Annotated in this window: 24 protein-coding genes and 1 pseudogene; 12 read left to right on the top strand and 13 right to left on the bottom strand. The window is 66.7% G+C overall.

Annotated elements, in window-relative coordinates:
* Positions 1-17 precede the first annotated feature (17 nt).
* The 9 genes from cysS to LRS12_RS02290 all read right to left on the bottom strand — a co-directional run bounded on the left by cysS (position 18) and on the right by LRS12_RS02290 (position 6,987).
* The gene (gene cysS, locus LRS12_RS02330; RefSeq protein WP_257843132.1) at positions 18-1,448 is read right to left on the bottom strand and encodes a cysteine--tRNA ligase; all 1,431 of its coding nucleotides are present in this window, start codon (positions 1,446-1,448) and stop codon (positions 18-20) included.
* Between the two features lie 51 nt (positions 1,449-1,499).
* The gene (locus tag LRS12_RS02325; protein ID WP_257843131.1) at positions 1,500-1,715 is read right to left on the bottom strand and encodes a hypothetical protein; all 216 of its coding nucleotides are present in this window, start codon (positions 1,713-1,715) and stop codon (positions 1,500-1,502) included.
* A 106-nt stretch (positions 1,716-1,821) separates the two neighbouring features.
* The gene (locus LRS12_RS02320; protein ID WP_257843130.1) at positions 1,822-2,625 is read right to left on the bottom strand and encodes an RNA methyltransferase; all 804 of its coding nucleotides are present in this window, start codon (positions 2,623-2,625) and stop codon (positions 1,822-1,824) included.
* A 4-nt stretch (positions 2,626-2,629) separates the two neighbouring features.
* Positions 2,630-2,902 carry an HPr family phosphocarrier protein gene (locus tag LRS12_RS02315; RefSeq protein ID WP_257843129.1) on the bottom strand — a complete coding sequence of 91 codons (273 nt, stop codon included), beginning with the start codon at positions 2,900-2,902 and terminating at the stop codon, positions 2,630-2,632.
* Positions 2,899-3,306 (bottom strand): PTS sugar transporter subunit IIA, encoded by a 408-nt coding sequence (locus LRS12_RS02310; RefSeq protein WP_257843127.1) that lies wholly within the window; start codon positions 3,304-3,306, stop codon positions 2,899-2,901. The genes LRS12_RS02315 and LRS12_RS02310 overlap by 4 nt, the downstream gene beginning before the upstream one ends.
* A gap of 24 nt (positions 3,307-3,330) precedes the next feature.
* The gene (gene rapZ, locus LRS12_RS02305; RefSeq protein ID WP_257843126.1) at positions 3,331-4,251 is read right to left on the bottom strand and encodes an RNase adapter RapZ; all 921 of its coding nucleotides are present in this window, start codon (positions 4,249-4,251) and stop codon (positions 3,331-3,333) included.
* The gene (locus LRS12_RS02300; RefSeq protein WP_374580146.1) at positions 4,248-4,685 is read right to left on the bottom strand and encodes an HPr kinase/phosphorylase; all 438 of its coding nucleotides are present in this window, start codon (positions 4,683-4,685) and stop codon (positions 4,248-4,250) included. Before LRS12_RS02300 ends, rapZ begins: the two co-directional genes overlap by 4 nt.
* A 24-nt stretch (positions 4,686-4,709) precedes the next feature.
* Positions 4,710-6,302, bottom strand: coding sequence for a sensor histidine kinase (locus LRS12_RS02295; RefSeq protein WP_257843125.1), 1,593 nt, complete (start codon positions 6,300-6,302; stop codon positions 4,710-4,712).
* Entirely contained in the window at positions 6,271-6,987 is a 717-nt protein-coding gene (locus LRS12_RS02290; protein WP_257843124.1) for a response regulator transcription factor, read from the bottom strand. The genes LRS12_RS02295 and LRS12_RS02290 overlap by 32 nt, the downstream gene beginning before the upstream one ends.
* A 252-nt stretch (positions 6,988-7,239) precedes the next feature.
* On the opposite strand from LRS12_RS02290, the pseudogene LRS12_RS02285 reads away from it, so the two are divergent.
* The 7 genes and pseudogenes from LRS12_RS02285 (at position 7,240) to chrA (ending at position 12,617) form a co-directional block, all read left to right on the top strand.
* A pseudogene (locus tag LRS12_RS02285) lies at positions 7,240-8,833 on the top strand (phosphoenolpyruvate carboxykinase).
* A 158-nt stretch (positions 8,834-8,991) separates the two neighbouring features.
* Positions 8,992-9,168 (top strand): hypothetical protein, encoded by a 177-nt coding sequence (locus LRS12_RS02280; protein WP_257843123.1) that lies wholly within the window; start codon positions 8,992-8,994, stop codon positions 9,166-9,168.
* Positions 9,162-9,437, top strand: a complete 276-nt coding sequence (locus tag LRS12_RS02275; protein ID WP_257843122.1) for a DUF2384 domain-containing protein — start codon at positions 9,162-9,164, stop codon at positions 9,435-9,437. Before LRS12_RS02280 ends, LRS12_RS02275 begins: the two co-directional genes overlap by 7 nt.
* Positions 9,438-9,488: 51 nt before the next feature.
* A complete protein-coding gene (locus LRS12_RS02270; protein ID WP_257843121.1) occupies positions 9,489-9,938 on the top strand; it encodes a hypothetical protein in 450 nt (149 codons plus the stop codon).
* A gap of 40 nt (positions 9,939-9,978) precedes the next feature.
* Complete coding sequence (locus LRS12_RS02265; RefSeq protein ID WP_257843120.1) at positions 9,979-10,335, top strand: hypothetical protein; 357 nt, start codon at positions 9,979-9,981, stop codon at positions 10,333-10,335.
* Positions 10,336-10,461: 126 nt separating this feature from the next.
* The gene (locus tag LRS12_RS02260) at positions 10,462-11,259 is read left to right on the top strand and encodes a chromate resistance protein ChrB domain-containing protein (RefSeq protein WP_257843119.1); all 798 of its coding nucleotides are present in this window, start codon (positions 10,462-10,464) and stop codon (positions 11,257-11,259) included.
* Positions 11,256-12,617, top strand: coding sequence for a chromate efflux transporter (gene chrA, locus LRS12_RS02255; RefSeq protein ID WP_257843118.1), 1,362 nt, complete (start codon positions 11,256-11,258; stop codon positions 12,615-12,617). The genes LRS12_RS02260 and chrA overlap by 4 nt, the downstream gene beginning before the upstream one ends.
* Positions 12,618-12,751: 134 nt before the next feature.
* On the opposite strand, the gene LRS12_RS02250 is transcribed toward chrA, so the two are convergent.
* Complete coding sequence (locus LRS12_RS02250) at positions 12,752-14,158, bottom strand: DUF885 domain-containing protein (protein WP_308222957.1); 1,407 nt, start codon at positions 14,156-14,158, stop codon at positions 12,752-12,754.
* A 68-nt stretch (positions 14,159-14,226) separates the two neighbouring features.
* Between LRS12_RS02250 and LRS12_RS19850 the strand changes: the two genes are divergently transcribed.
* The 4 genes from LRS12_RS19850 to LRS12_RS02235 are packed head-to-tail and all read left to right on the top strand — an operon-like array spanning position 14,227 to position 17,470.
* Positions 14,227-14,664 (top strand): hypothetical protein, encoded by a 438-nt coding sequence (locus tag LRS12_RS19850; protein ID WP_308222956.1) that lies wholly within the window; start codon positions 14,227-14,229, stop codon positions 14,662-14,664.
* Positions 14,664-15,011: a hypothetical protein gene (locus tag LRS12_RS02245; RefSeq protein WP_257843117.1), complete on the top strand. Its 348-nt coding sequence runs from the start codon at positions 14,664-14,666 to the stop codon at positions 15,009-15,011. The genes LRS12_RS19850 and LRS12_RS02245 overlap by 1 nt, the downstream gene beginning before the upstream one ends.
* Positions 14,921-15,859, top strand: a complete 939-nt coding sequence (locus LRS12_RS02240; RefSeq protein ID WP_257843115.1) for an alginate lyase family protein — start codon at positions 14,921-14,923, stop codon at positions 15,857-15,859. The genes LRS12_RS02245 and LRS12_RS02240 overlap by 91 nt, the downstream gene beginning before the upstream one ends.
* A gap of 45 nt (positions 15,860-15,904) precedes the next feature.
* Positions 15,905-17,470 carry a sulfatase gene (locus LRS12_RS02235; RefSeq protein WP_257843114.1) on the top strand — a complete coding sequence of 522 codons (1,566 nt, stop codon included), beginning with the start codon at positions 15,905-15,907 and terminating at the stop codon, positions 17,468-17,470.
* Between the two features lie 4 nt (positions 17,471-17,474).
* On the opposite strand, the gene LRS12_RS02230 is transcribed toward LRS12_RS02235, so the two are convergent.
* The 3 genes from LRS12_RS02230 to LRS12_RS02220 all read right to left on the bottom strand — a co-directional run bounded on the left by LRS12_RS02230 (position 17,475) and on the right by LRS12_RS02220 (position 19,732).
* Positions 17,475-18,029, bottom strand: a complete 555-nt coding sequence (locus LRS12_RS02230; RefSeq protein WP_257843113.1) for a hypothetical protein — start codon at positions 18,027-18,029, stop codon at positions 17,475-17,477.
* Between the two features lie 208 nt (positions 18,030-18,237).
* Positions 18,238-18,735: an NfeD family protein gene (locus tag LRS12_RS02225; RefSeq protein WP_257843112.1), complete on the bottom strand. Its 498-nt coding sequence runs from the start codon at positions 18,733-18,735 to the stop codon at positions 18,238-18,240.
* Positions 18,736-18,745: 10 nt separating this feature from the next.
* Positions 18,746-19,732 (bottom strand): SPFH domain-containing protein, encoded by a 987-nt coding sequence (locus LRS12_RS02220; protein ID WP_257843111.1) that lies wholly within the window; start codon positions 19,730-19,732, stop codon positions 18,746-18,748.
* 46 nt (positions 19,733-19,778) lie between these two features.
* On the opposite strand from LRS12_RS02220, the gene LRS12_RS02215 reads away from it, so the two are divergent.
* Positions 19,779-20,600: a CoA ester lyase gene (locus LRS12_RS02215; protein ID WP_257843110.1), complete on the top strand. Its 822-nt coding sequence runs from the start codon at positions 19,779-19,781 to the stop codon at positions 20,598-20,600.
* Positions 20,601-20,638: the final 38 nt, after the last annotated feature.

Genomic DNA, 20,638 nt, shown 5'->3' with positions numbered 1-20,638 from the left:
GGGGGTGGCGATAAGCGCTAAACCTCCACCCGCCAGTCCCAGCCCACGGGATCGCCGTCCATCACCTCGACGCCGGCGCCGATCAGCTCGTCGCGGATGGCGTCCGATCGCGCAAAGTCTTTCGCGGCGCGGGCTTCCTTGCGCTGGGCGAGACGGGCTTCGATCTCGGCTTCGGTCACCTGCGCATCCGCTGGACGCACACGCAGGTCGGCGCGGGAGAGGTGCAGCAGGTCGAGGCCCAGCACTTCGTCGAATTGCGTCAGCACCATCAGCCGCGCTTCCTGCCCCAGTTGCTTGTCGGCGAGCAGTTCCTCCAGCACCGGCAGCGCCCTGGGGGTGTTGAGGTCGTCCGACACCGCCGCGTCGAGCCGCTCGAGATAGCTGGCCGCGTTGCCGCCACCCTTGCCCTCGGCCGCGCGGAATTTCTCCGCCGCCAGCACCAGCCGCCGCAGCCGCACGAGCGCTGCCATCAGATTCTCGCCGCTGAACTCCAGTTCGCTGCGATAATGCGCCGACAGGCACATCAGGCGATAGGCGAGGGGGTGCACGCCCTTCGCCACCAGCGCGTCGAGCGTTGCGATGCCGCCCTTGGACTTCGACATTTTCCCGCCGCGATCGACCAGGAAGTTGTTGTGCATCCAGATCTTCGCGCCGGAATCGCCACAGCTGCAATGCGCCTGATTCTGCGCGATTTCGTTGACGTGATGGATCTCGCGATGGTCGATCCCGCCGCTGTGGATGTCGAACGGCAGGCCGAGCAGCTCGGCGCTCATCACCGAACATTCGAGGTGCCAGCCCGGCGCGCCGCGGCCCCAGGGCGAATCCCACTCCATCTGGCGCGTCTCGCCCGGCGGCGTGGTGCGCCAGATCGCGAAATCCTGCGGGTGGCGCTTGCCTTCGACGCTCTCGATCCGCCCCTCGCCGGCATCGTCCTGCCCGCCCGACAGCTTGCCGTAATCGGGCACGGTGCTGCTGTCGAAATAGAGGCCGCTGTCGAGCTGGTAGCAATGCTGGTCGGCAATGCCCTTGGCGAAGTCGATCATCTTGGCGACATAATCGGTCGCCAGCGGCATATGATCGGGCGTGCGGATGTTGAGGTCGCGCAGGTTGCGGCGGAACACATCGGCGTAATGGCGCGAGATTTCCCACGCGCTCAGGCCGCGCTTCTTCGCCGCCGCCTCCATCTTGTCCTCGCCCTCGTCGGCGTCGGACGTCAGATGGCCGACATCGGTGATGTTGATGACATGGGTGAGCTTATGCCCCTTCCACCGCAGCACGCGGCTGAGCGTATCGGTGAAGACATAGGCGCGCAGATTGCCCAGATGCGGGTCGCTATAGACCGTCGGTCCGCACGAATAGACGCGCGTGCCCTTGGCGGGGTCGATCGGCGCGAAGGCTTCGGTCGCGCGGGTGAGGCTGTTGTAGAGGGTGAGCGTGGCGCCAGTCATGCGCCGCGCCATAGCGCGGGGGAGGCGGCTTACCAACCTCCCCGTGCGGGTTCAGGCTGCCAGCGACTTCATGGTGAAGCGTCCCGCGCCGAAACTGCCGCCGGTGTTGATCGGCAGCGCGGTGGCGCAGAAAGCGCATTCGGCTGTCATCCGCCCGATCGTCCAATGCGACTGGCCGCACCCGGGGCAGACATTCTGCTCGCCGGGACGAAAGGCAACGCGATAGCCGCTGTTGGCGGCGGTGAAAGGGGTCGTGTCGTAAAACATCGGCTCGTCTCCAGACTTGCCCGGTTCGACGCGCGGAATCAGGGTTTTGTTCCAAACGCGTAGCAAAGCAGGCGGCGCGTGTTGCGATTGTGCAACGGTCGAGCGGTCAGTCCAACGGACGAATTCGGTCGAGCACGGTGTAGGCCATGACGGCGGTCGCAACGGCGGCGTTGAGGCTGTCGGCCTTGCCCAGCATCGGGATTTTCACGCGGACATCGCAGGCGGCGGCATAGTCGGCGGGCAGCCCCTGCGCCTCGTTCCCGGTCAGCAGGAACACGGGCGCGGCAAAGGCCGGCGTGCGATAATCGACCGCACCCTCCAGCGCGAGGCCGACCAGCTGACCCGGCCCGGATCGCAGCCAGCCATGAAAGTCCTCCCACGGCGCGCGCGCGATCGGGATCGTGAACAGCGCGCCCATGCTCGCGCGCACCGCCTCGACGCTGAACGGATCGACGCAGTCGTCGACCAGGATCAGGCCACCCGCACCGACCGCGTCCGCAGTGCGCAGGATCGTGCCGAGATTGCCGGGATCGCGCAGCCGCTCGGCGACCAGCCAGAGCGGTGCGGCATTGCGGTCGATACGGGCGAGGTCGGTCGAAAGCTCGCGATAGACACCGACCACCGCGCCCGGATTGTCCTTGCCCGACAGCTTGGACAGGATGTCGCTGTCGGTCTGGATAACCTCGCCGCCGGATGCTTCGGTCGCGGCGATCAGTTCCTGCGCCAGCGGGTGGCCGTCATACCCCTTGGCAAAGAACAGATAGGCCGGCAGATGCCCCGCCTCGCGCGCTTCGGTCAGGATGCGCAGCCCCTCGGCCAGGAACAGCCCCTCGTCGCGGCGATGCTTCTTGTCGCGCAGCGATCGCACCCGCTTGACCAGCGGATTGGAAAAGGCGGTTATTTCGCGCACCGGCTCAATCCTCGCCGAAGCGGTCCTCGACCAGTTCGACCAGCTTGAGCACCGCATCTTCGGCACCGTCGCCCAGCGCGCTGATCGTGATCGTGTCGCCCATCGCCGCGCCCAGCATCATCAGCCCCATGATCGACGTGCCGGTGACTGCGTTGCCGTCCTTTTCGACGGTCAGCTCACAGGGCTGCGACGATGCGAGGGTGACGAACTTGGCGCTGGCGCGCGCATGCAGCCCGCGGCGGTTGCCGATCAGGACGGTGCGGCTGACCCGGCTCAAGCAGCAGCCTCGCCGAGCACTTCGGACGCCACGGTGATGTATTTGCGCCCCGCCTCACGCGCCGCCGCCACCGCTTCGGTCACCTTCATCGTCTTCCGCGCCCCGCCCAGGCGAATCAGCATGGGCAGATTGATGCCGGCGATCACTTCGACCTTGCCAGCCTCGAGCAGCGAAATGGCCAGGTTCGACGGGGTGCCGCCGAACAGGTCGGTCAGCAGGATCACCCCGCGGCCGCCATCGACGGCGATGATCGCCTTGGCGATATCCGCGCGCCGCTCCTCCATATCGTCCTCGGGGCCGATGCAGATGGTGGCGATGCGGTCCTGACGACCGACGACATGCTCCATCGCGACGACGAACTCCTCCGCGAGCCGCCCGTGCGTCACGAGTACCAGTCCAATCATGTCTTTACGCTTGTCCCATGCGGTTCATCTTGCAGCCGGCGGGCCTTCTAGCGAGTCCTGCGGCGCGGTTTGCAAGTCACGATGCGCCACCGTGGGCGAAAATCCCGCCTCGCGCAACCGGCCAGCGACCCGTTCGGCGATATGGACCGACCGGTGTCTCCCGCCGGTACAGCCGAAGGCAATGGTAACATAGGATTTTCCCTCGGCCTGATAGCGGGGGAGGAGGAGCAGCAGAAGCTCCTCGATCCGCGCTACGCCCTCCGCATAGGCCGGGTCGCCCGCGACATAGGCGGCGACATCGGCGTCCTTGCCGGTGCCCGGACGCAGCGAATCGACCCAGTGCGGATTGCGCAGGAAACGCATGTCGAACACCAGGTCCGCCCCCGCGGGAACGCCGCGGGCAAAGCCGAACGACATCACCGAAACCACTGTTTCGCCCAAGCCGGGGCCGGAAAAGCTGGTTCGGATCTGTTGCGCCAATTCGTTCGATGACAGGCTGGTCGTGTCGATTACCCGGTTGGCCCAGCGGCGCAGCGGTTGCAGCAGCTCGCGCTCGCGGGTGATGCCGTCGCTCGCTGGCCGGTCGAGCGCGAGGGGGTGGCGACGGCGCGTTTCCGAATAGCGGCGCTCCAGCTCCGCGCCCGAACAGTCGAGGAACAGCGTTCCCATGTCGTAGCCGCGCTCGTCGCGCAGCTTCTTGATGCGGCGCACGATGCTGTCGGCGTCAAAGGCGCGGGTGCGGGTACCGATTCCGATCGCGAGCGGTCGGTCGTCGCCATCGACGCCCTCGGGCGGGTCGGTATCGAGCAGGCGGTTGAGCAACAGCAGGGGCAGGTTGTCGACCACCTCCCAGCCAAGATCCTCCAGCGTTCGCAGCACGGTCGACTTGCCCGCCCCCGACATACCCGTGACAAGCAATATCTGCTTGGCGCGCTTCCTGGTCATTGCATCTGCTCCGCCAGATGGCGCAACGCCAGTTCGACCTTGATCGGAGCCGAGGGCTCGAGCGCGGGAAGCGCGACTACCGGTACATCGACTCCCGCGATGCGGCGAACATGCGGGACAAGCGGCATGCGCGGCGGATCGTCGAAGATCGTGACCAGCAACCCGATCGGCGCGGTGTCGATATGCGGCAGCGACACGACGCCGATCCCGCGCACTTCGATCTTGCCCGCGATCGTCGCCGGGGGCGCGGCGTGGAGCACCCCGTCACGCCGTGTGCAGATCGTGTAATCGTCGGACACCAGCAGCGCGCCGCGGTCGATCAGGCGCAGCGCCAGATCGGACTTGCCCTCGCCCGATCGGCCCTCGATCAGCACCGCGCGACCGTCGATCGCGACGCAGGACGCATGCAGCGTTTCGGAAGACAGGATCGCCACGTTTCTCTTATAGCCTCCGAACCTTCATCCCGGTTGCACGAATGGCAGGCGGACGACGAACCGCGCGCCCCGCATCCGGTCCTCGCGCGTCTCGACGCCGATACTGCCCTGATGGCCTTCGACGATGGTTCGCGCGATCGCAAGCCCTAGCCCGGAATGCTTGCCGAATTCCTCCCCTTCGGGCCGGTCGGTATGGAAACGGCGGAAGATCGCCTCGCGCGCCTCCTCCGGAACGCCCGGTCCCTCGTCCTCGATCCGTGCCTCCAGCATGTCGTCCGCCGCGCTCAGCGACAGCGCGACCGTGCCGCCGTCGGGGGAAAAGGACACGGCATTGTCGATCAGGTTCGCGAACACCCGCTCCAGCCGCGCGCCTTCGCCCATCACCAGCGGCATTGGCCCGACTGGCGCGTCGAAGCGCAGCCGGATCTCGCGCTCGATTCCGCGTGTCGTGCGCTGCTCGACCATTGCAGCCAGCATCGCGCTCAGATCGACCGGGTCGAACTTGGCGCGCGATAGCTGGGCATCGAGCCGCGACGCCTCCGAAATGTCGCTGATCAGCCGGTCCAGACGCAGCACATCGTCGCGCACCACCGCCAGCAATTGCTCCTGCAACGCCGGGTCACGCACCGCCATCAGGCTGTCGACCGCGGAGCGCAGCGAGGCGAGGGGGTTCTTGATCTCATGCGCCAGATCGGCGGCGAACGCCTCGGTCGCGTCGATCCGTGCACGCAGCGCGAGGCTCATGTCCGACAGCGATCGGGCGAGATGGCCGATCTCGTCGCGACGCTCGGGCAGGCGCGGCACCACCACTTCGCGCGCACGCCCGAGACGCACGCGTACCGCCGCACGCGCAAGGCGGCGCAGCGGGCGGACGATTGTGCGCGCCAGGAACAGCGACAGGAAGATCGACAGGCCCGCAGTGAACGCCAGCACCACGCCCAACCGGAACCGTTCGACCCGGACAGTCTGGGTGATGTCGCGCGCGTTGGAGCTGGTGAACACCGCCCCCTCCGGCCCAAAGGGCGCGGCGGCGGTGATCACCGGCGTTCGGTCGGGCGCGCGCCACACGGTCGCGCTCGCCTCTCCGGTGCGGAGCGCGGCGGCGATGTCGGGCCAGTCGAGCCCCTTGGTCGGTGCGCGCTCGCGAAACTGCTGGTCGCGATCCGCCCCCGCCACGGTGTCGATCACCGCGTCGAGGAAACGCGCCGCGCTCTGGTTCCACGGATCCTTGTCGGGATCGCGCAGCACGAAATTATTGAGTCCCAGCGCGCGGGTGTCGAGAGTCAGTCGCCCGGCGCGGTCGTACAGGCGGATGCGGATATCCGCCTCGCTCGCGATCCGCTCGACCAATGCGGTGCGGTCGGCGGGCGGGGTCATTGCCACGGCCTGTGCGATCAGCCGCGCCTCACGGCTCGCCTGCTCGACCCGGCTGTCGACGATTCGTGCGCGGTAACTGTCGAGGTAGAAGAACCCGCCCGCCAGCATCACCAGCGCAAAGATGTTCACCGCCAGGATGCGCGGCGTCAGGCTGACCCGGCCGGACCAGCGCAGCGACAGGTCGCGCTCCTCCTGCGGAGGAGGCGGCCTATTCGTCGGAGAATCGGTATCCGGCGCCATAGAGCGTCTCGATGGCGTCGAAATCGGGATCGACCTGCCGGAACTTGCGGCGCACGCGCTTGATATGGCTGTCGATGGTGCGGTCATCGACATAGATATCGTCCTGATACGCCGCGTCCATCAGCTGGTTGCGCGTCTTGACGATGCCGGGCCGCTGGGCGAGCGTTTCGAGGATCATGAACTCGGTGACGGTCAGCGTGACATTGTCGCCCTTCCACGTCACCTTGTGGCGCGCCGGGTCCATCGTCAGCGGGCCGCGCTCGATCACCGGCTGCGCCTCGGCTGCCACTTCCTCTTCGCCTTGTGCCGTCGCTGCAACCAGCTCGGTGCGGCGCAGGATCGCGCGGATGCGGGCGATCAGCAGCCGCTGGCTGAACGGCTTCGCGATATAATCGTCCGCACCCATCGCGAGGCCCAGCGCCTCGTCCAGCTCGTCATCCTTGCTGGTCAGGAAGATTACCGGGATCTGGCTCTTCTCGCGCAGCCGCCGCAGCAGCTCCAGCCCGTCCATGCGCGGCATCTTGATGTCGAGCACCGCCAGCTCGGGTGGATTGTCGACCAGCGCCTTCAACGCCGCCTCCCCATCCGAATAGACGCGCGTCACGAACCCCTCGGCCTGCAACGCGATCGACACGGACGTCAGGATGTTGCGGTCGTCATCGACCAGCGCAATCGTTGCGGTCATGACGGAGGGGGTAGCGGAATGTGGGGCGAGGCTCAACACGGCGGACACTCGGGCTCCGCAGCGCCGAGACGGGGGAATGCAACAGGTCAGCGTTGTCACCCAAAAATAGAGGGTTACCAGGCTTTTGACACCGGTTACTGGCGTTGACCCCCCGTTTCCGCCGCTGCCTATGCGCGACTCCACGCATACGAATGCAATGCCGTGCGGAGAGGCGCGGCGGAGGAGAGAGACGTGACCGATCGTACCCCGAAGATCGGCCTCGACGCGCTGGGCGTCGCGGCTGGTACCACCATTCACTGGAACTTGTTGCCTGCCCAACTGGTCGAGCATGCCGTCCGCCGCGGTGAGGGCCGTCTGGCGAAGGACGGGCCGCTGGTCGTTGAAACCGGCAAGCACACCGGCCGCAGCGCCAAGGACAAGTTCATCGTCCGCGATGCGGAGACCGAGAACACCGTGTGGTGGGGCAGCACCAATGTCGGGATGACGCCGGAGCATTTCGCGGCGCTCAAGGCCGATTTCCTCGCGCACCTTGGCACCAAGGACACTTTGTTCGTCCAGGACCTCTATGGCGGGTCGCAGCCCGAGCATCGCGTCACCGTGCGCGTGGTCAACGAATATGCCTGGCACAGCCAGTTCATCCGCACGTTGCTGGTCCGCCCGGAGGCGCATGAGCTCAAGGACTTCGCCGCCGAATATACGATCATCGATCTGCCCAGCTTCCGCGCCGACCCGGCGAAACATGGCTGCCGCAGCGAGACGGTGATCGCGGTCAACCTGACCGAAAAGCTGATCCTGATCGGCGGCACCGCCTATGCCGGCGAGATGAAGAAGAGCGTGTTCGGACTGCTCAACTATCTCCTCCCGCCGCAGGGCATCATGCCGATGCATTGTTCGGCCAATATCGGCCCGAACGGCGACACGGCGGTGTTCTTCGGCCTGTCGGGCACCGGCAAGACGACGCTGTCGGCCGATGCCAGCCGCACGCTGATCGGCGATGACGAGCATGGCTGGTCGGACACCGCGGTCTTCAATTTCGAGGGCGGCTGCTACGCCAAGATGATCAACCTGTCGCCCGAGGCCGAGCCGGAGATTTTCGCGACCACCAAGCGTTTCGGCACGGTGCTCGAAAATGTCGTGATGGACCCCGAAACGCGCGAGCTCGACTTCAACGACAACAGTCTCGCGGAGAACAGCCGCGGTTCCTACCCGCTCGATTTCATCCCGAACACAAGCGAGAAGAATCTGGGCCCGGTGCCGAAGAACATCATCTTCCTCACCGCCGATGCCTATGGCGTGTTGCCGCCGATCGCGAAGCTGACGCCCGAACAGGCGATGTATCACTTCCTCTCGGGCTATACTGCGCGCGTCGCGGGGGACCGAGATCGGCGTGACCGAGCCGACCGCGACCTTCTCGACCTGTTTCGGCGCGCCGTTCATGCCGCGCCATCCGTCGGTCTATGGCAATCTGCTCAAGGAGCGGATCGCCAAGGGCGGGGTCGATTGCTGGCTGGTCAACACCGGCTGGAGCGGCGGCAAGGCGACGATGCCGGGGATCAAGCGGATGCCGATCCGCGTCACCCGCGCGCTGCTCAACGCTGCGCTCGACGGCAGCCTGAAGGATGCGGAGTTCCGTCAGGACCCCAATTTCGGCTTCATGGTCCCGGTCGCGGTCGGCGATATCGACCCCAACATGCTCGACCCGCGCGCCGCATGGGCGGACAAGGGCGAGTATGACGCGACGGCGGCAAAGCTGGTCGACGAGTTCGTCGCCAACTTCGCGCAATTCGCCGAGCATGTCGATGAGGGCGTCCGCCAGGCGGCGCCCAAGGCGACCGAACCGGCCTGATCAGTCGCACATACCCCGCCGCCGGTCGCGTCGGCGGGCTATGTGCTGGCTTTTTTGGGGTCGAGCCCCTACATACCGATCATCGTCGGCACATGCTTCGTAGGCGCCGGCGACTGAGAGATTCTTCGCGCTCCCGCTTACACAAAGGGAGCCGCTCTATGGACCTCAACTATCTCCTCTATCGCCACCAGGTGTCGCTGATGCGCGCCAAGGCATCCGACTGCCGGTGCGCCAGCCGGTCGCACCGTGGCCTGGCGCATGGCTATGCCGAGCGCATCCGCGTGCTGCGCAGCGCCATGGGCGAAGAGGGTTCGCTGACGCGCGCGTCATGCTGACCCCCGCGCCGCATGAAACCGACAAGCCGCGCACGCGTCAGTTCCGCCGCCGCAGCGACACGCCGCGCCTTTCCCCCGATGCCGCAGCACGACAGGGCCGCGTCGCCACGCTCGTCTGGGAACGGTTGCGCGAGAGTGTCGCCGCTGCCTCGTTTCTCAATGCGCACGACGCGGGGCTGGGCGGGCGACCGATCGACCTTGCCATTGCAGGCGATGACGGGTTTCGCGCGGTCGTTGCGCGACTGGATGCGCTGCACCCGCAGAGCTAGCGCCCGGGCGCGTGATTGACTCGCTGCGCTGCCGGCTCTTACCCGCGGTGCATGACCGATCACCCCATCCGCTTTTTCGAGACCGAGGCCGAGATCGTGCGTATCGGCGACGGCCTGATCGCGTGTGCGCTCGACCGCGCCGACTGGACCCATGAGGCGCATCTCGCCGCGTGCCTCTATCTGCTCGCGCGCCGCCCCGACGTGGACGTCGATGCGCAGATCGCGGGCATCATTGCGCGCTTCAACGAGAGCGTCGGCGGCGTGAATGACGACCAGAACGGCTATCACGACACGATTACCCACGCCTATGTCGCCGGCGTGCGGTGGTTCCTGAACGGGTCGGCGAGCGGCGACCTGTGCGCCGACGTCAACGCATTGCTGTCCAGCGAAGTGGGCAGTCGCGACTGGCCGCTGCGCTTCTACAGCCACGACCTGCTGTTCTCGGTCGCCGCGCGGCGCGGATTCGTGCCGCCCGACCTCGCACCCTTGCCTGTCGCATGATAGGATCGCGTCGGGACTTCCCTATCAAGGAGCGACGCAGATGAGCATCCTCGATTCGATCCTCGGCCAGGTCAGCGGTAATGACGGCATCGCCAATCTGGCGGCCAAGGTGGGGCTGTCGCCCGAACATGTGGAATCAGCCGTTCAGGCACTGGCGAAACACCACCAGATGCAGGGCGACACCGCCGAGGGCGCGGCCGCCGCGACCGGCCTTCCGGTGGCGAAGCTGAATGAACTGATCGAGCAGATCGGCGGCGAAGGGGCGCTCGACAAGTTCGCGACGATGCTCCAGACCGACGGCGCGGGCGGCATCCTCGGCGCGCTCGACCGCGATGGCGACGGCAACCCGCTGAACGACCTCGCCGGTATGGCTGGCGGCTTGTTCGGCAAGAAATAATCCTTTCGCGCCGCGCGCTTGACAGTCAGGGCGCGGCGCGGTTCATTAATCGGCATGGGGACGGCGATCGCCCCAAGAGGCGTCAGCCGAAGTGTCGCGTCCAGTCTTGCAATCCAAGGACGCATCATGCCTGCACCCGATTCCATCGCTCCTGCGACGCTCGCGCGCCTGATCGGAACGCCGACAGCGCCGGCGCTCTATGACCTGCGCCCGCCCGATAGCCCCAACCGTATTCCCGGCGCGAGCCGCCGTGCGCCCGCGCCAGACGCCCGCGCCGTGGTGGTGATCGACGCGGCAGGCGGGGCGGAGGCGCATGCCGCCGCCGCACGGCTGCGCCATGACGGCATCGCCGCCGAGGTGCTGGAGGGCGGCCATAACGGCTGGACCGCCGCCGGACTGCCGCTGTTACAGGAGGCGGCGCTGGAGCGCGACGCCGATGACCGCACCCATTGGGTGACTCGCAGCCGGCCCAAGGTCGACCGCATCGCCTGTCCCTGGCTGATCCGCCGCTTCGTCGATCCGCACGCGGTCATCCTGTTCGTCGCGCCAGGCGAGGTCGCGGGCGTCGCCGCCGCGACCGGCGCCGCCCCGTTCGACATAGCGGCAGAAGGGGTGCGCTGGAGCCATCGGGGCGAGGCTTGCACCTTCGACGCATTGCTCGACGATCTCGGGCTCGGGGCGATCCCCGCGCTCGCCCGGCTCGCCCCGATCGTGCGCGGCGCGGACACCGCGCGGCTCGACCTCGCGCCCGAAGCGGCAGGGCTGGTCGCGCTCTCGCTCGGCCTGTCGCGGCTGTACAGCGACGATCACCGCCAGCTGGAAGCAGGAATGGACCTCTACGACGCGCTCTATCGCTGGGCGCGCGATGCGCAGGACGAGCGGCACGACTGGACCTCGCACCAGCCGCGCGGAGGCCGGGCATGAGCGCGGCGGCGACGATCCCGCTCGGCGAAGCGGTGCGCGTGTGGCTGCGCATTGCCGCGCTGTCGTTCGGCGGTCCGGCGGGGCAGATCGCGGTGATGCACCGCGTGCTGGTCGACGAAAAGCGCTGGATCGGCGAGCAGCGTTTCCTCCACGCGCTCAACTTCTGCATGCTGCTGCCCGGGCCGGAGGCGCAGCAGCTCGCGACCTATATCGGCTGGCTGCTGCACAAGCGGATCGGCGGGCTGATCGCGGGCGGGCTGTTCATCCTGCCCGGCGCGCTCGCGATCATGGCGTTGAGCTGGATCTATGTGCTGTGGGGCACCAGCGGGCTGATCGGCGGCCTGTTCTTCGGGCTCAAGGCTGCGGTGCTGGCGATCGTCGCGCAGGCGGTGGTGCGGATCGGCGGCCGCGCGCTGCGCTCCAACGCCGCGCGGCTGCTCGCGGCGGCGGCGTTCGTCGCGATTTTCTTCCTCGGTGCGCCGTTCCCGCTGATCGTATTGGGCGCGGGCCTGATCGGCTGGCTCGCGGGACGGTCGGGGAGCAAGGCGTTCGTGGGCGGCGGGCATGGCGGGGCAGCGGGCGGCGTTGCCGACCGCGACACGGTGCTCGGCGAGGAATTGCCCGACCATGCGCGGCCGCGTTGGCGCGCGGTGCTGTTCGACACCTTGCTGTGGCTCGCGCTGTGGCTGGTGCCGATCGCGGCTTTGCTGGTCTGGCGCGGCCCGGATCATGTGATGAGCCAGATCGCGACCTTCTTCGCCAAGATGGCGATGGTGACGTTCGGCGGGGCCTATGCCGTGCTCGCCTATGTCGCGCAGCAGGCGGTCGAGCATCATGGCTGGCTTTCACCCGGCGAGATGATCGACGGGCTCGGCATGGCGGAAACGACGCCGGGACCGCTGATCATGGTGCTCCAGTTCGTCGGCTTTCTCGGCGCGTATCGCGATCCCGGCATGCTCTCGCCGATGCTGGCGGGGACGCTGGGCGGGCTGCTCGCGACCTGGGTGACCTTTGCGCCGTGCTTCCTGTGGATATTCCTCGGCGCGCCGTTCATCGAGCGGTTGCGTGGCAATGCGGCGCTGGCCGGGGCGCTCAGCGCGATCACGGCGGCGGTGGTCGGCGTTATCCTCAACCTGGCGCTGTGGTTCGCGATCCACGCGGTATTCCGCACGACCGTGGCGGTCGGCGCAGGACCGGTGGCGTTCGATGCGCCCGTGCTGACGAGCATCGACCCCTGGGCGGCGGTGCTGACCCTGTTCGCGCTGGTCGCGGTGTTCCGGTTCAAGCTCGGCCTGTTCACCGTGCTCGCACTCTGCGCCGCCGCGGGGGTGGCGCTGCGGCTGGCGGGGTTGGTCTAGGGCTACTGGATTACTCCAACGCCCGTTTGCCCTGAGCTTGTCGAAGGGCCGCTCCCGGCCTCACAGAACGCAGGAACAGTGCTTCGACAAGCTCAGCACAAACGGGGTAGGGATGCTATTTGGAGCGCGTGGCCTTACCCCTTTCGGCTGGCGATATGTCGGTCGATGACGCTTTCCAGCACGCTCATCGGCACGCCGCCGCCGAGCACAAGTGCGTCGTTGAACGCGCGGAAATCGTAGCGCGGCCCCAGTTCGCGCTGTGCCTTCGTCCGCAGCCGATTGATCGCGGTGTGGCCAAGCTTGTAGCCGCACGCCTGACCCGGCCAGCTGCAATAGCGGTCGACCTCGCCGCTGACTTCCTCGACCGACGATCCGTTGGCGGTGGCGAACCATTCGATCGCCTGTGCCCGCGTCCAGCGCTTGGCGTGCAGCCCGGTATCGACGACGAGACGACAGGCGCGGAAGGCGAGGCTCTGGAGATAGCCCAGCCGCCCGACCGGGTCGCTGTCATACGCCCCCAGCTCCGCGCCCAATTGCTCGGCATAGAGCGCCCAGCCCTCGCTATAGGCGTTGAAGCCGAGCAGCGAGCGGACCAGCGGCAGCTTGAACGTATATTCGCCCTGCCAGGCATGGCCCGGAATGCCCTCGTGATAGGCGAGGGTGGCGAGGCTGTATCTGGTGTGGAGGTGCGTGGTGCGCAGGTTGAGCCACACCCGCCCCGGCACCGTCCCGTCGATCGATCCCGCGCCGCCATAGGCACCCGGCGCGCCCGGCTCTTCGGCGAGCGGGAGCCGCTTCACCTCGACATTACCGCGCACCAAAGTGTGGAACGCCTGCGGCATCTTCGCCTTCATGTCCTCGATCGTCCTGGTCATGTAAGCGAGGATTTCCTGCCGCCCGGCATCATTGTCGGGGTAGAGGAACTTGGGATCCTTGCCGAGCGCGGTCATGCGCGCGCCGACGCTGCCCTTGCTGTAGCCGAGCTTCTTGAGGATCGTGTTCATCTCCGACTGGAGCGCCTTCAGCTCCTCGCGCCCCGCCTTGTGCACCTCGTCCGGGGTTATCGTCGTGGTGGTCGCCGCGCGCAGGGCCCAGGCGTAGTAGGCCTCGCCGTCGGGGAATTTCCACACACCGGCTTCGCTCGTGGCCTTGGCGCGGTGGCGCTGTAGCTCGGCGATCTGGCGGTCGAGCGCGGGGGCGATCTTGCCCGCCGCCAGCTTTGCCGCCGCCACCGCCTGATCGCCGGTCACGACCTTCTTGCCGGTGAAATTCTCGACCAGTTCCCACTTTCCCGCATCGGTGCCGCGGGTCAGCGCGATCTGACGCAGGCATTTGTCGAGCAGGAAGTCGGGCGCGACGACGCCCTTGTCGTATGCGATCTTGAGCCGCTCGGTCTCGCCGTCGATCTGCCCAGCCCAGCCCTCGAACCGCGCGAGCCAACTTGCCGCGTCCGCCGCGCTCTCGACCTTGTGCTCGCTGTCGAGGAAGCGCGGCATGTCGAGATAGGCGCCGACATTCTGCACCACGACATAGGGGGGCATTGCGCCACCCACCCACGGCGACGTCACCATAGCCGAACGCAAAGCCGTCCAGTCCGACCTGGAACGCGGTGCGCACGACATCGACATTGGTCTGCATCACCGGCGACAGCGCGGCGCGATCGAGCGCGTCGAGCTGCGCGATCCGCGCGCGCAGCCCCTCCGCAACCTTCTGCCGGCCCGCGATGCTGCGATCCTCGACCATCGAGCGCAGATGCGCGCGCTCGCCCTTGTCGATGCCCAGCGAGGTCGCGCTCTCGGGCGAACTGGTCAGCAACTGCTCGGCAGTCGCGCTCAACAGCTTGTCCGCCGCTGCATCCGCAGAGGGTGCCCCCTGCGCACAGGCGGGGAGCGTGGGGAAGGCGGCGAGCGTGGCGGTCGAGGCGAGAAACTGGCGGCGGCTGGCGATCATGGCGGCTCCGGATGCGCGGGAGGGACTAGTTGCTGGCGTTACCTTAGCGAAGCGCGCGACGCATGCCACCCCGGGCTGGGCGGTTGCACGCGCCTGATGAAGTTGTATGACAGCTTTACGGCACGAGAGGAGCGGGCGATGCACAGACGCGCGATACTGGCTGGCGGCACAGCGCTGGCCGTCTGGCCGACGCGCATCGCCGCGACCGGGATCGATATTGCGGCGATCGACCGGCGCCGCATCCTGCGCGCAGCGAACCGCTATCTCACCGACGCGCCAGTCACGATCACCGCTTTCCGCGCCGAACGCAGTCCCGGAACGCGCCACGATTACTATTCCGAAGGCGACTATTGGTGGCCCAACCCCGCCGATCCGGAGGGCCCTATGTCCGCCGGGACGGCTATTCCAACCCGGCGCGGTTCGATGCGCATCGTCAGGCGCTGATCCGCCTGAGCTTGCAGGTTCCCGCATTGGTGGCGGCGTGGCGGCTCACCCGCGACCCGCGCTACGCGCGCCATGCCGAGCGGCATCTCGATGCGTGGTTCGTCGATGCCGAGACCCGGATGGCACCCCATCTCGACCACGCGCAGGCGATTATCGGGATCAACACGGGGCGCGGGATCGGGGTGATCGACACGCTGCACCTGGTAGAGGTCGCGCGCGCGATCGCGGTGCTCGATGCCGGGTTGCGTCTTGAGCGCGGTGCGGCGATCCACGATTGGTTTCGCGCCTATCTGGGCTGGCTGACGACCTCGAAAAACGGCACCGACGAGCGCGACGAGAAGAACAATCACGGCAGCTGCTGGGCGCTGCAGGCGGCAGAGTTTGCGCGGCTGGTCGGAGATCGGCAGGTTCGCGCCACTGTACGCGACCGCTTCCGCACCCGCCTGATCCCCGACCAGATCGCGCCGAACGGGCGCCAGCCGCTCGAACTCGCGCGGACCAAGCCGTACAGCTACAGCCTGTTCAACCTCGATGTCCTCGCGGCGCTGGCGCATATCGCCTCGGACAACGGCGATCTGTGGCGCTTCGCCACGCCGGACGGGCGGTCGCTGGCCGGGGCGCTGGCATTCATGGCGCCCCATATCGCCGACAAGGCCGGCTGGCCGTACAAAGCCGATGTCGAATATTTCGACGCGCTGCCTGTGCGCCAGGTCGCGCTGCTGTTCGGGGGACAGGCGCTGGACCGCCCGGATTATCTTGCCTTGTGGAAGCGGTTGAATCCTGACCCACAGGTTCCGGAGATCATCCGCAACTTCCCGCTGCGACAGCCGCTGCTCTGGACGATGTAACCGGTTTCATCTACATCCGCTTCAACGATGGAACGGGAGAGAGTGATGCGGAACAAGGCGCTGTGGGTCGCGCTGATGTCGATGGTGGCGACGCCGGTGGTCGCGCAGCAGCGCAAGGCACCGCAGCGGCCCAATATCGTCTATATCATGACCGACGATCACGCGGTTCAGGCGCTGTCGGCCTATGGCCACCCCGTCTCGCGGCTCGCGCCCACGCCCAATATCGACCGGATCGCCCGCAACGGCGCGCGGTTCGACAACAGCTTCGTCACCAACTCGCTCTGCGGTCCCAGCCGCGCCGCGATGCTGACCGGCAAGTTCGGCCATATCAACGGCTTCAATCAGAATGGCGAGCATTTCGACACAAGCCAATGGACCTGGCCGCGCGCGCTGAAAGAGAGCGGCTACCAGACGGCGGTGGTCGGCAAATGGCATATCGGCCCGACACCCGGCGCGATCAATTTCGATTACTGGAAGATCCTCGACGATCAGGGCGAATATTATAACCCCGATTTCATCACCGCCGAAGGCCGCACCCGGCCCGAGGGTTATGCCACCGATCTGGTTACCGATCTCGGCCTCGACTGGCTGAAGAGCAAGCGGACCAAAGGCAAGCCGTTCGCGCTGATGGTCCATCACAAGGCGCCGCACCGCAACTGGATGCCGCCGCTGCGCCATGTGCAGAAATACCGCAACGTCACCTTCCCGGTCCCGGCGAGCTATTTCGACGATTATGCGGGCCGCATCCCTGCCGGAAAGCAGGAGATGAACATCTATCGCGACATGTATGAGGGCCACGACCTCAAGATGACCGTCGCGGCGGGATCGAACGAACTCCGCTATAACCGCTGGCCGGGCGCGTTCGAGCGGATGACCCCGGCGCAGCGCGCCGAGTGGGACCGGCTGTATCAGGCGGACAACGACGCAATGAACCGCGCCGACCTGTCGCCGCAGCAGCTCGCGATCTGGAAATTCCAACGCTACATGCGCGATTACATGGGCACGGTCGCGGCGGTGGACGACAGCGTCGGGCGGCTGCTCGATTATCTCGAAAGCAGCGGACTGTCGAAGAATACGATCGTCGTATATACTTCAGATCAGGGCTTTTTCCTCGGAGAGCATGGCTGGTTCGACAAGCGCTGGATGTATGAGGAATCCTTCCGCACTCCGCTGTTGATCCAGTATCCCGGCCATATCCCGGCGGGGACTGTGGTGTCGCGGATGGTGCAGAATATCGACTATGCGCCGACCTTCCTCGATTATGCCGGGGTGCCGCTGCCGGACGCGATCCAGGGCCGCTCGCTACGTCCTGTCGCGGAAGGCCGGAAGGTCCGCGACTGGCGCACCAGCCTCTACTACCATTATTATGAGTTCCCGGCCTTCCACGCGGTGCGCCCGCATTATGGCGTGCGCACCGACCGCTACAAATTGATGCGCTTCTATGGCGATATTGACACGTGGGAATTCTACGACCTCAAGACCGACCCGCAGGAAATGCGCAACGCGATCGCCGACCCGCGCTATGCGGGCAAGATCGCGAAGATGAAGGCCGAGCTGGCCCGGCTACGCGCCCAGTATCGCGACGACACCCCAAGGGCGGCGTCACGATAAAATATCACTCCGCGCGCCAGGGGGTGCGTTCGGCGATCAGCCGCTGGGTCAGCCGCTCGGTCAGCTCGACTCGCGCATTTTGCGCGGCGGCGCTGCCGTCGAGATCGTCGGCGATGCGATAGCCGGCGCGGCGGCGCACCGCGCGCAGGATTGCCTCGCGCGATCCGTCGGGCTGGCGTAGCATCTCGTCGGCCAGCGCCTCGCCCAGCCACTCCCATGCCTGCGCGGTCGCGGCGTCCTTGGCCGCCGGGGCAGTATCGACAAATTCGATGCTCCGCGCGCGCGGGGCCGCCTGAGCCGCAGTCTGCGCGCTGCGGCGGGTGACCTCGACGAACGCGCCGATCCACAAGGTGAGATAGCCGGCCCAGACCAACACCCAGCGGACATGACGGTCGAGCGTGGTAGCGTCGTCGGGTGTGCCATGATCCATCGCGCAGCGGATGACGGCGATCGCCACTGCGGCGGCGACGATGTTGAACAGAAAAAGTCCGGGCCGCAGCGCGACGGGTGCGCGGCTGGCGCAGCGACCAGAGCGTCCAGGCGAAGAAGGCGGTGGCAACGCCGACCACCACGAACCGTGTGTCGTCCAGCCAGGGTGGCGTGCCGTCGTCGATCCATTGCGAGCGCAAGGCCAGCAGAGTGTAGCTGAAGGCCCAGAACAGCGCGACCCAGACTGCAGCGCCACGCGACAGTCGCTGCGACGGCGATGTGACAAAGTTACGATACATGATCGCCTCATAATCCGCTGAGGACGCGGGGGAAAGCGGTTACGCCTGTCGTTCGTCGAACTGCGCGCCGGATTCTGTCGCCCCGATCGCCGTCACCGCCTCGACCACCACCACGCCACCGCGGACATCGACGATCCGCGCCTTCGCGCCGACTGGCAGGTCCGGTCCTTCCGCCGGCCATTCGCCGTCGCCAACCCGCACGCGCCCGGTGCCGCCGACGATCGCGTCGACCACGGTCACGCTCTGCCCGATCATCCGGGCGGCGCGGTTGTTGAGGTCGGGGTCGGCGCTCGGCACCGGGTTCGCGCCGTACCAGCGCTTGCCGACCAGCACCGCGACGGTCGACCAGGCGGCGAAGCTGATGAACTGGCCGATCGCGCCCAGCTCCGGGAACACCAAAGCCAGCACGCCCGTCGCCGCCGCGCCGAGCGCGAGGAAGGTGAGATACACCCCGGGCAGCATCAACTCGCAGATCGCGAGCAACGCCGCGACGATGAGCCAGACGAAGCCTGCCTGCTCGGCCAACCAGTCGCTCATTGCTGCCCCCTTATTCCTGCGTGCCACCGAACGGCGACTGGCGCACCCGCGCGGGCGGGGCAGGGGGCGCTGGCGGCGTATCCTTCCCGCCCAAAGCCTCCTTGGCAAGTTCGCCGATCCCGCCCAGCGTTCCGATAAGCTGCGTCGCCTCGACCGGGAACAGGATCGTCTTGGCGTTGGGGCTGGTCGCGAACTTGCCGACCGCTTCGACATACTTTTGCGCGATGAAATAGTTGAGCGACTGGGCCGAACCGCTCTCGACCGCCTGGCTGACCAGCTCGGTCGCCTTGGCCTCGGCCTCCGCCGCACGCTCGCGCGCTTCGGCGTCGCGGAAGGCGGATTCCTTCCGGCCTTCGGCTTCAAGGATGCGCGCCTGCTTCTGGCCCTCGGCGCGCAGGATCTCAGAGGCGCGCGAGCCTTCGGCCTCAAGGATATTGGCGCGCTTCTCACGCTCGGCCTTCATCTGGCGGCCCATCGCGTTGACGATGTCGGCGGGCGGGCGGATGTCCTTGATCTCGACGCGCGTGATCTTGACCCCCCAGGGCGTGGTCGCATGATCGACCACCGAGAGCAGCCGTGCGTTGATCTCGTCGCGCTTCGACAGCGTCTCGTCGAGGTCCATCGACCCCATCACCGTGCGCAGGTTCGTTGTCGTCAGCTGAAGCAGCGCGACATAGAGGTCCGACACCTCATAGGCGGCCTTGGCGGCGTCGAGCACCTGAAAGAACACCACGCCATCGGTCGAGATCATGGCGTTGTCCTTGGTGATGATTTCCTGACCCGGAATATCGATCACCTGCTCCATCATGTTCACGCGGCGGCCGACGCGATAGAAGAACGCCGGATAGAGGTTGAACCCCGGCTGGGCGACGGTGGTGAAGCGGCCGAAATGCTCGATCGTGTAGTGATAGCCCTGGCGGACGATCTTGATGCTGGCGAACAGGTACATCAGCACCAGCAGCATCAGGATGAAGAAGGTGCCGATCGTCAGTTCCATCGCTAGTCCCCTCGCATTTCGGCCCTGACTCTAGCATAGCGATGGCATGAGCAAAGCGATTTACGCCCCGCCGCGCACCGCGCTGTTCCTGCCCGCGTCGAACCCGCGCGCGATCGAAAAGGCCAAGGGGCTGGCTGCCGACATGATCATCCTCGACCTCGAGGATGCGGTGAAGGCGCAGGACAAGGAAGCCGCGCGCGAGGCGGTGAAGGCGATCGATGGCTTCGGCGACCGGCCGTTCGGCGTCCGCGTCAATGGCGAGCACAGCGAGCATTGGTCGAAGGATCTGAAGGCGGTGAAGAAATCCGCCGCGACCCATGTCGTCATCCCCAAGGTCGAAAAGGTGGAGACGATCATCACTGCGGGCATCTATTCAGGGAAGCCCGTGCTCGCGATGATCGAGACTCCCGCGGGCGTGATGAATGTCGGCCCGATCGCCTCGGCCAGCGGCTGGGGCTATGAGCTGGCGGGGCTGATCGTCGGCACCAACGATCTTGCCGCGTCGCTCAAACTGCCGCCCGCCGCGGGCCGCGCCCAGATGGCGCTTTCGCTGCAACTGGTGGTGCTGGCGGCGCGGGCTCGCGAGTTATGGGTATTCGACGGCGTGTTCAACCGTCTCGACGATCCCGAGGGACTGGCCGCCGAATGCGCCGAGGGCCGGTTGCTCGGCTTCGACGGCAAATCGCTGATCCACCCCAACCAGATCGACATCGCCCGTGCTGCTTTCGACCCGACCGAAGCGGAACTCGAAGAAGCCCGCGCGCTGGTGGCAGCCGCGACCGGCGGCGCCGAACGCTACAAGGACGCGATGATCGAGGAGATGCACGTCGATCAGGCGAAGGCGCTGCTGGCGCGGGCTGGCCACTAGCGCCCGTCACAAAGCGTCGTTACATGGGCCGCCAATTC

The organism is Sphingomonas sp. J344 (genome assembly GCF_024700005.1).
GTDB lineage: Bacteria > Pseudomonadota > Alphaproteobacteria > Sphingomonadales > Sphingomonadaceae > Sphingomonas.
This window is presented reverse-complemented; position numbering and strand designations above follow the sequence as displayed.

What these genes read in the sequence shown, in the direction of transcription:
- LRS12_RS02215 (WP_257843110.1), top strand. Translation starts at nt 19,779, where the DNA reads ATGAGCAAAGCGATTTACGCCCCGCCGCGCACCGCGCTGTTCCTGCCC.
- LRS12_RS02270 (WP_257843121.1), top strand. Translation starts at nt 9,489, where the DNA reads ATGACCGATCACCCCATCCGCTTTTTCGAGACCGAGGCCGAGATCGTG.
- LRS12_RS02265 (WP_257843120.1), top strand. Translation starts at nt 9,979, where the DNA reads ATGAGCATCCTCGATTCGATCCTCGGCCAGGTCAGCGGTAATGACGGC.
- rapZ (WP_257843126.1), bottom strand. Translation starts at nt 4,251, where the DNA reads ATGACCAGGAAGCGCGCCAAGCAGATATTGCTTGTCACGGGTATGTCG.
- chrA (WP_257843118.1), top strand. Translation starts at nt 11,256, where the DNA reads ATGAGCGCGGCGGCGACGATCCCGCTCGGCGAAGCGGTGCGCGTGTGG.
- LRS12_RS02250 (WP_308222957.1), bottom strand. Translation starts at nt 14,158, where the DNA reads ATGCCCCCCTATGTCGTGGTGCAGAATGTCGGCGCCTATCTCGACATG.
- LRS12_RS02225 (WP_257843112.1), bottom strand. Translation starts at nt 18,735, where the DNA reads ATGAGCGACTGGTTGGCCGAGCAGGCAGGCTTCGTCTGGCTCATCGTC.
- LRS12_RS02235 (WP_257843114.1), top strand. Translation starts at nt 15,905, where the DNA reads ATGCGGAACAAGGCGCTGTGGGTCGCGCTGATGTCGATGGTGGCGACG.
- LRS12_RS02310 (WP_257843127.1), bottom strand. Translation starts at nt 3,306, where the DNA reads ATGATTGGACTGGTACTCGTGACGCACGGGCGGCTCGCGGAGGAGTTC.
- LRS12_RS02220 (WP_257843111.1), bottom strand. Translation starts at nt 19,732, where the DNA reads ATGGAACTGACGATCGGCACCTTCTTCATCCTGATGCTGCTGGTGCTG.
- LRS12_RS02275 (WP_257843122.1), top strand. Translation starts at nt 9,162, where the DNA reads ATGCTGACCCCCGCGCCGCATGAAACCGACAAGCCGCGCACGCGTCAG.
- LRS12_RS02290 (WP_257843124.1), bottom strand. Translation starts at nt 6,987, where the DNA reads ATGACCGCAACGATTGCGCTGGTCGATGACGACCGCAACATCCTGACG.
- LRS12_RS02295 (WP_257843125.1), bottom strand. Translation starts at nt 6,302, where the DNA reads ATGGCGCCGGATACCGATTCTCCGACGAATAGGCCGCCTCCTCCGCAG.
- LRS12_RS02325 (WP_257843131.1), bottom strand. Translation starts at nt 1,715, where the DNA reads ATGTTTTACGACACGACCCCTTTCACCGCCGCCAACAGCGGCTATCGC.
- LRS12_RS02260 (WP_257843119.1), top strand. Translation starts at nt 10,462, where the DNA reads ATGCCTGCACCCGATTCCATCGCTCCTGCGACGCTCGCGCGCCTGATC.
- cysS (WP_257843132.1), bottom strand. Translation starts at nt 1,448, where the DNA reads ATGACTGGCGCCACGCTCACCCTCTACAACAGCCTCACCCGCGCGACC.
- LRS12_RS02280 (WP_257843123.1), top strand. Translation starts at nt 8,992, where the DNA reads ATGGACCTCAACTATCTCCTCTATCGCCACCAGGTGTCGCTGATGCGC.
- LRS12_RS02245 (WP_257843117.1), top strand. Translation starts at nt 14,664, where the DNA reads ATGAAGTTGTATGACAGCTTTACGGCACGAGAGGAGCGGGCGATGCAC.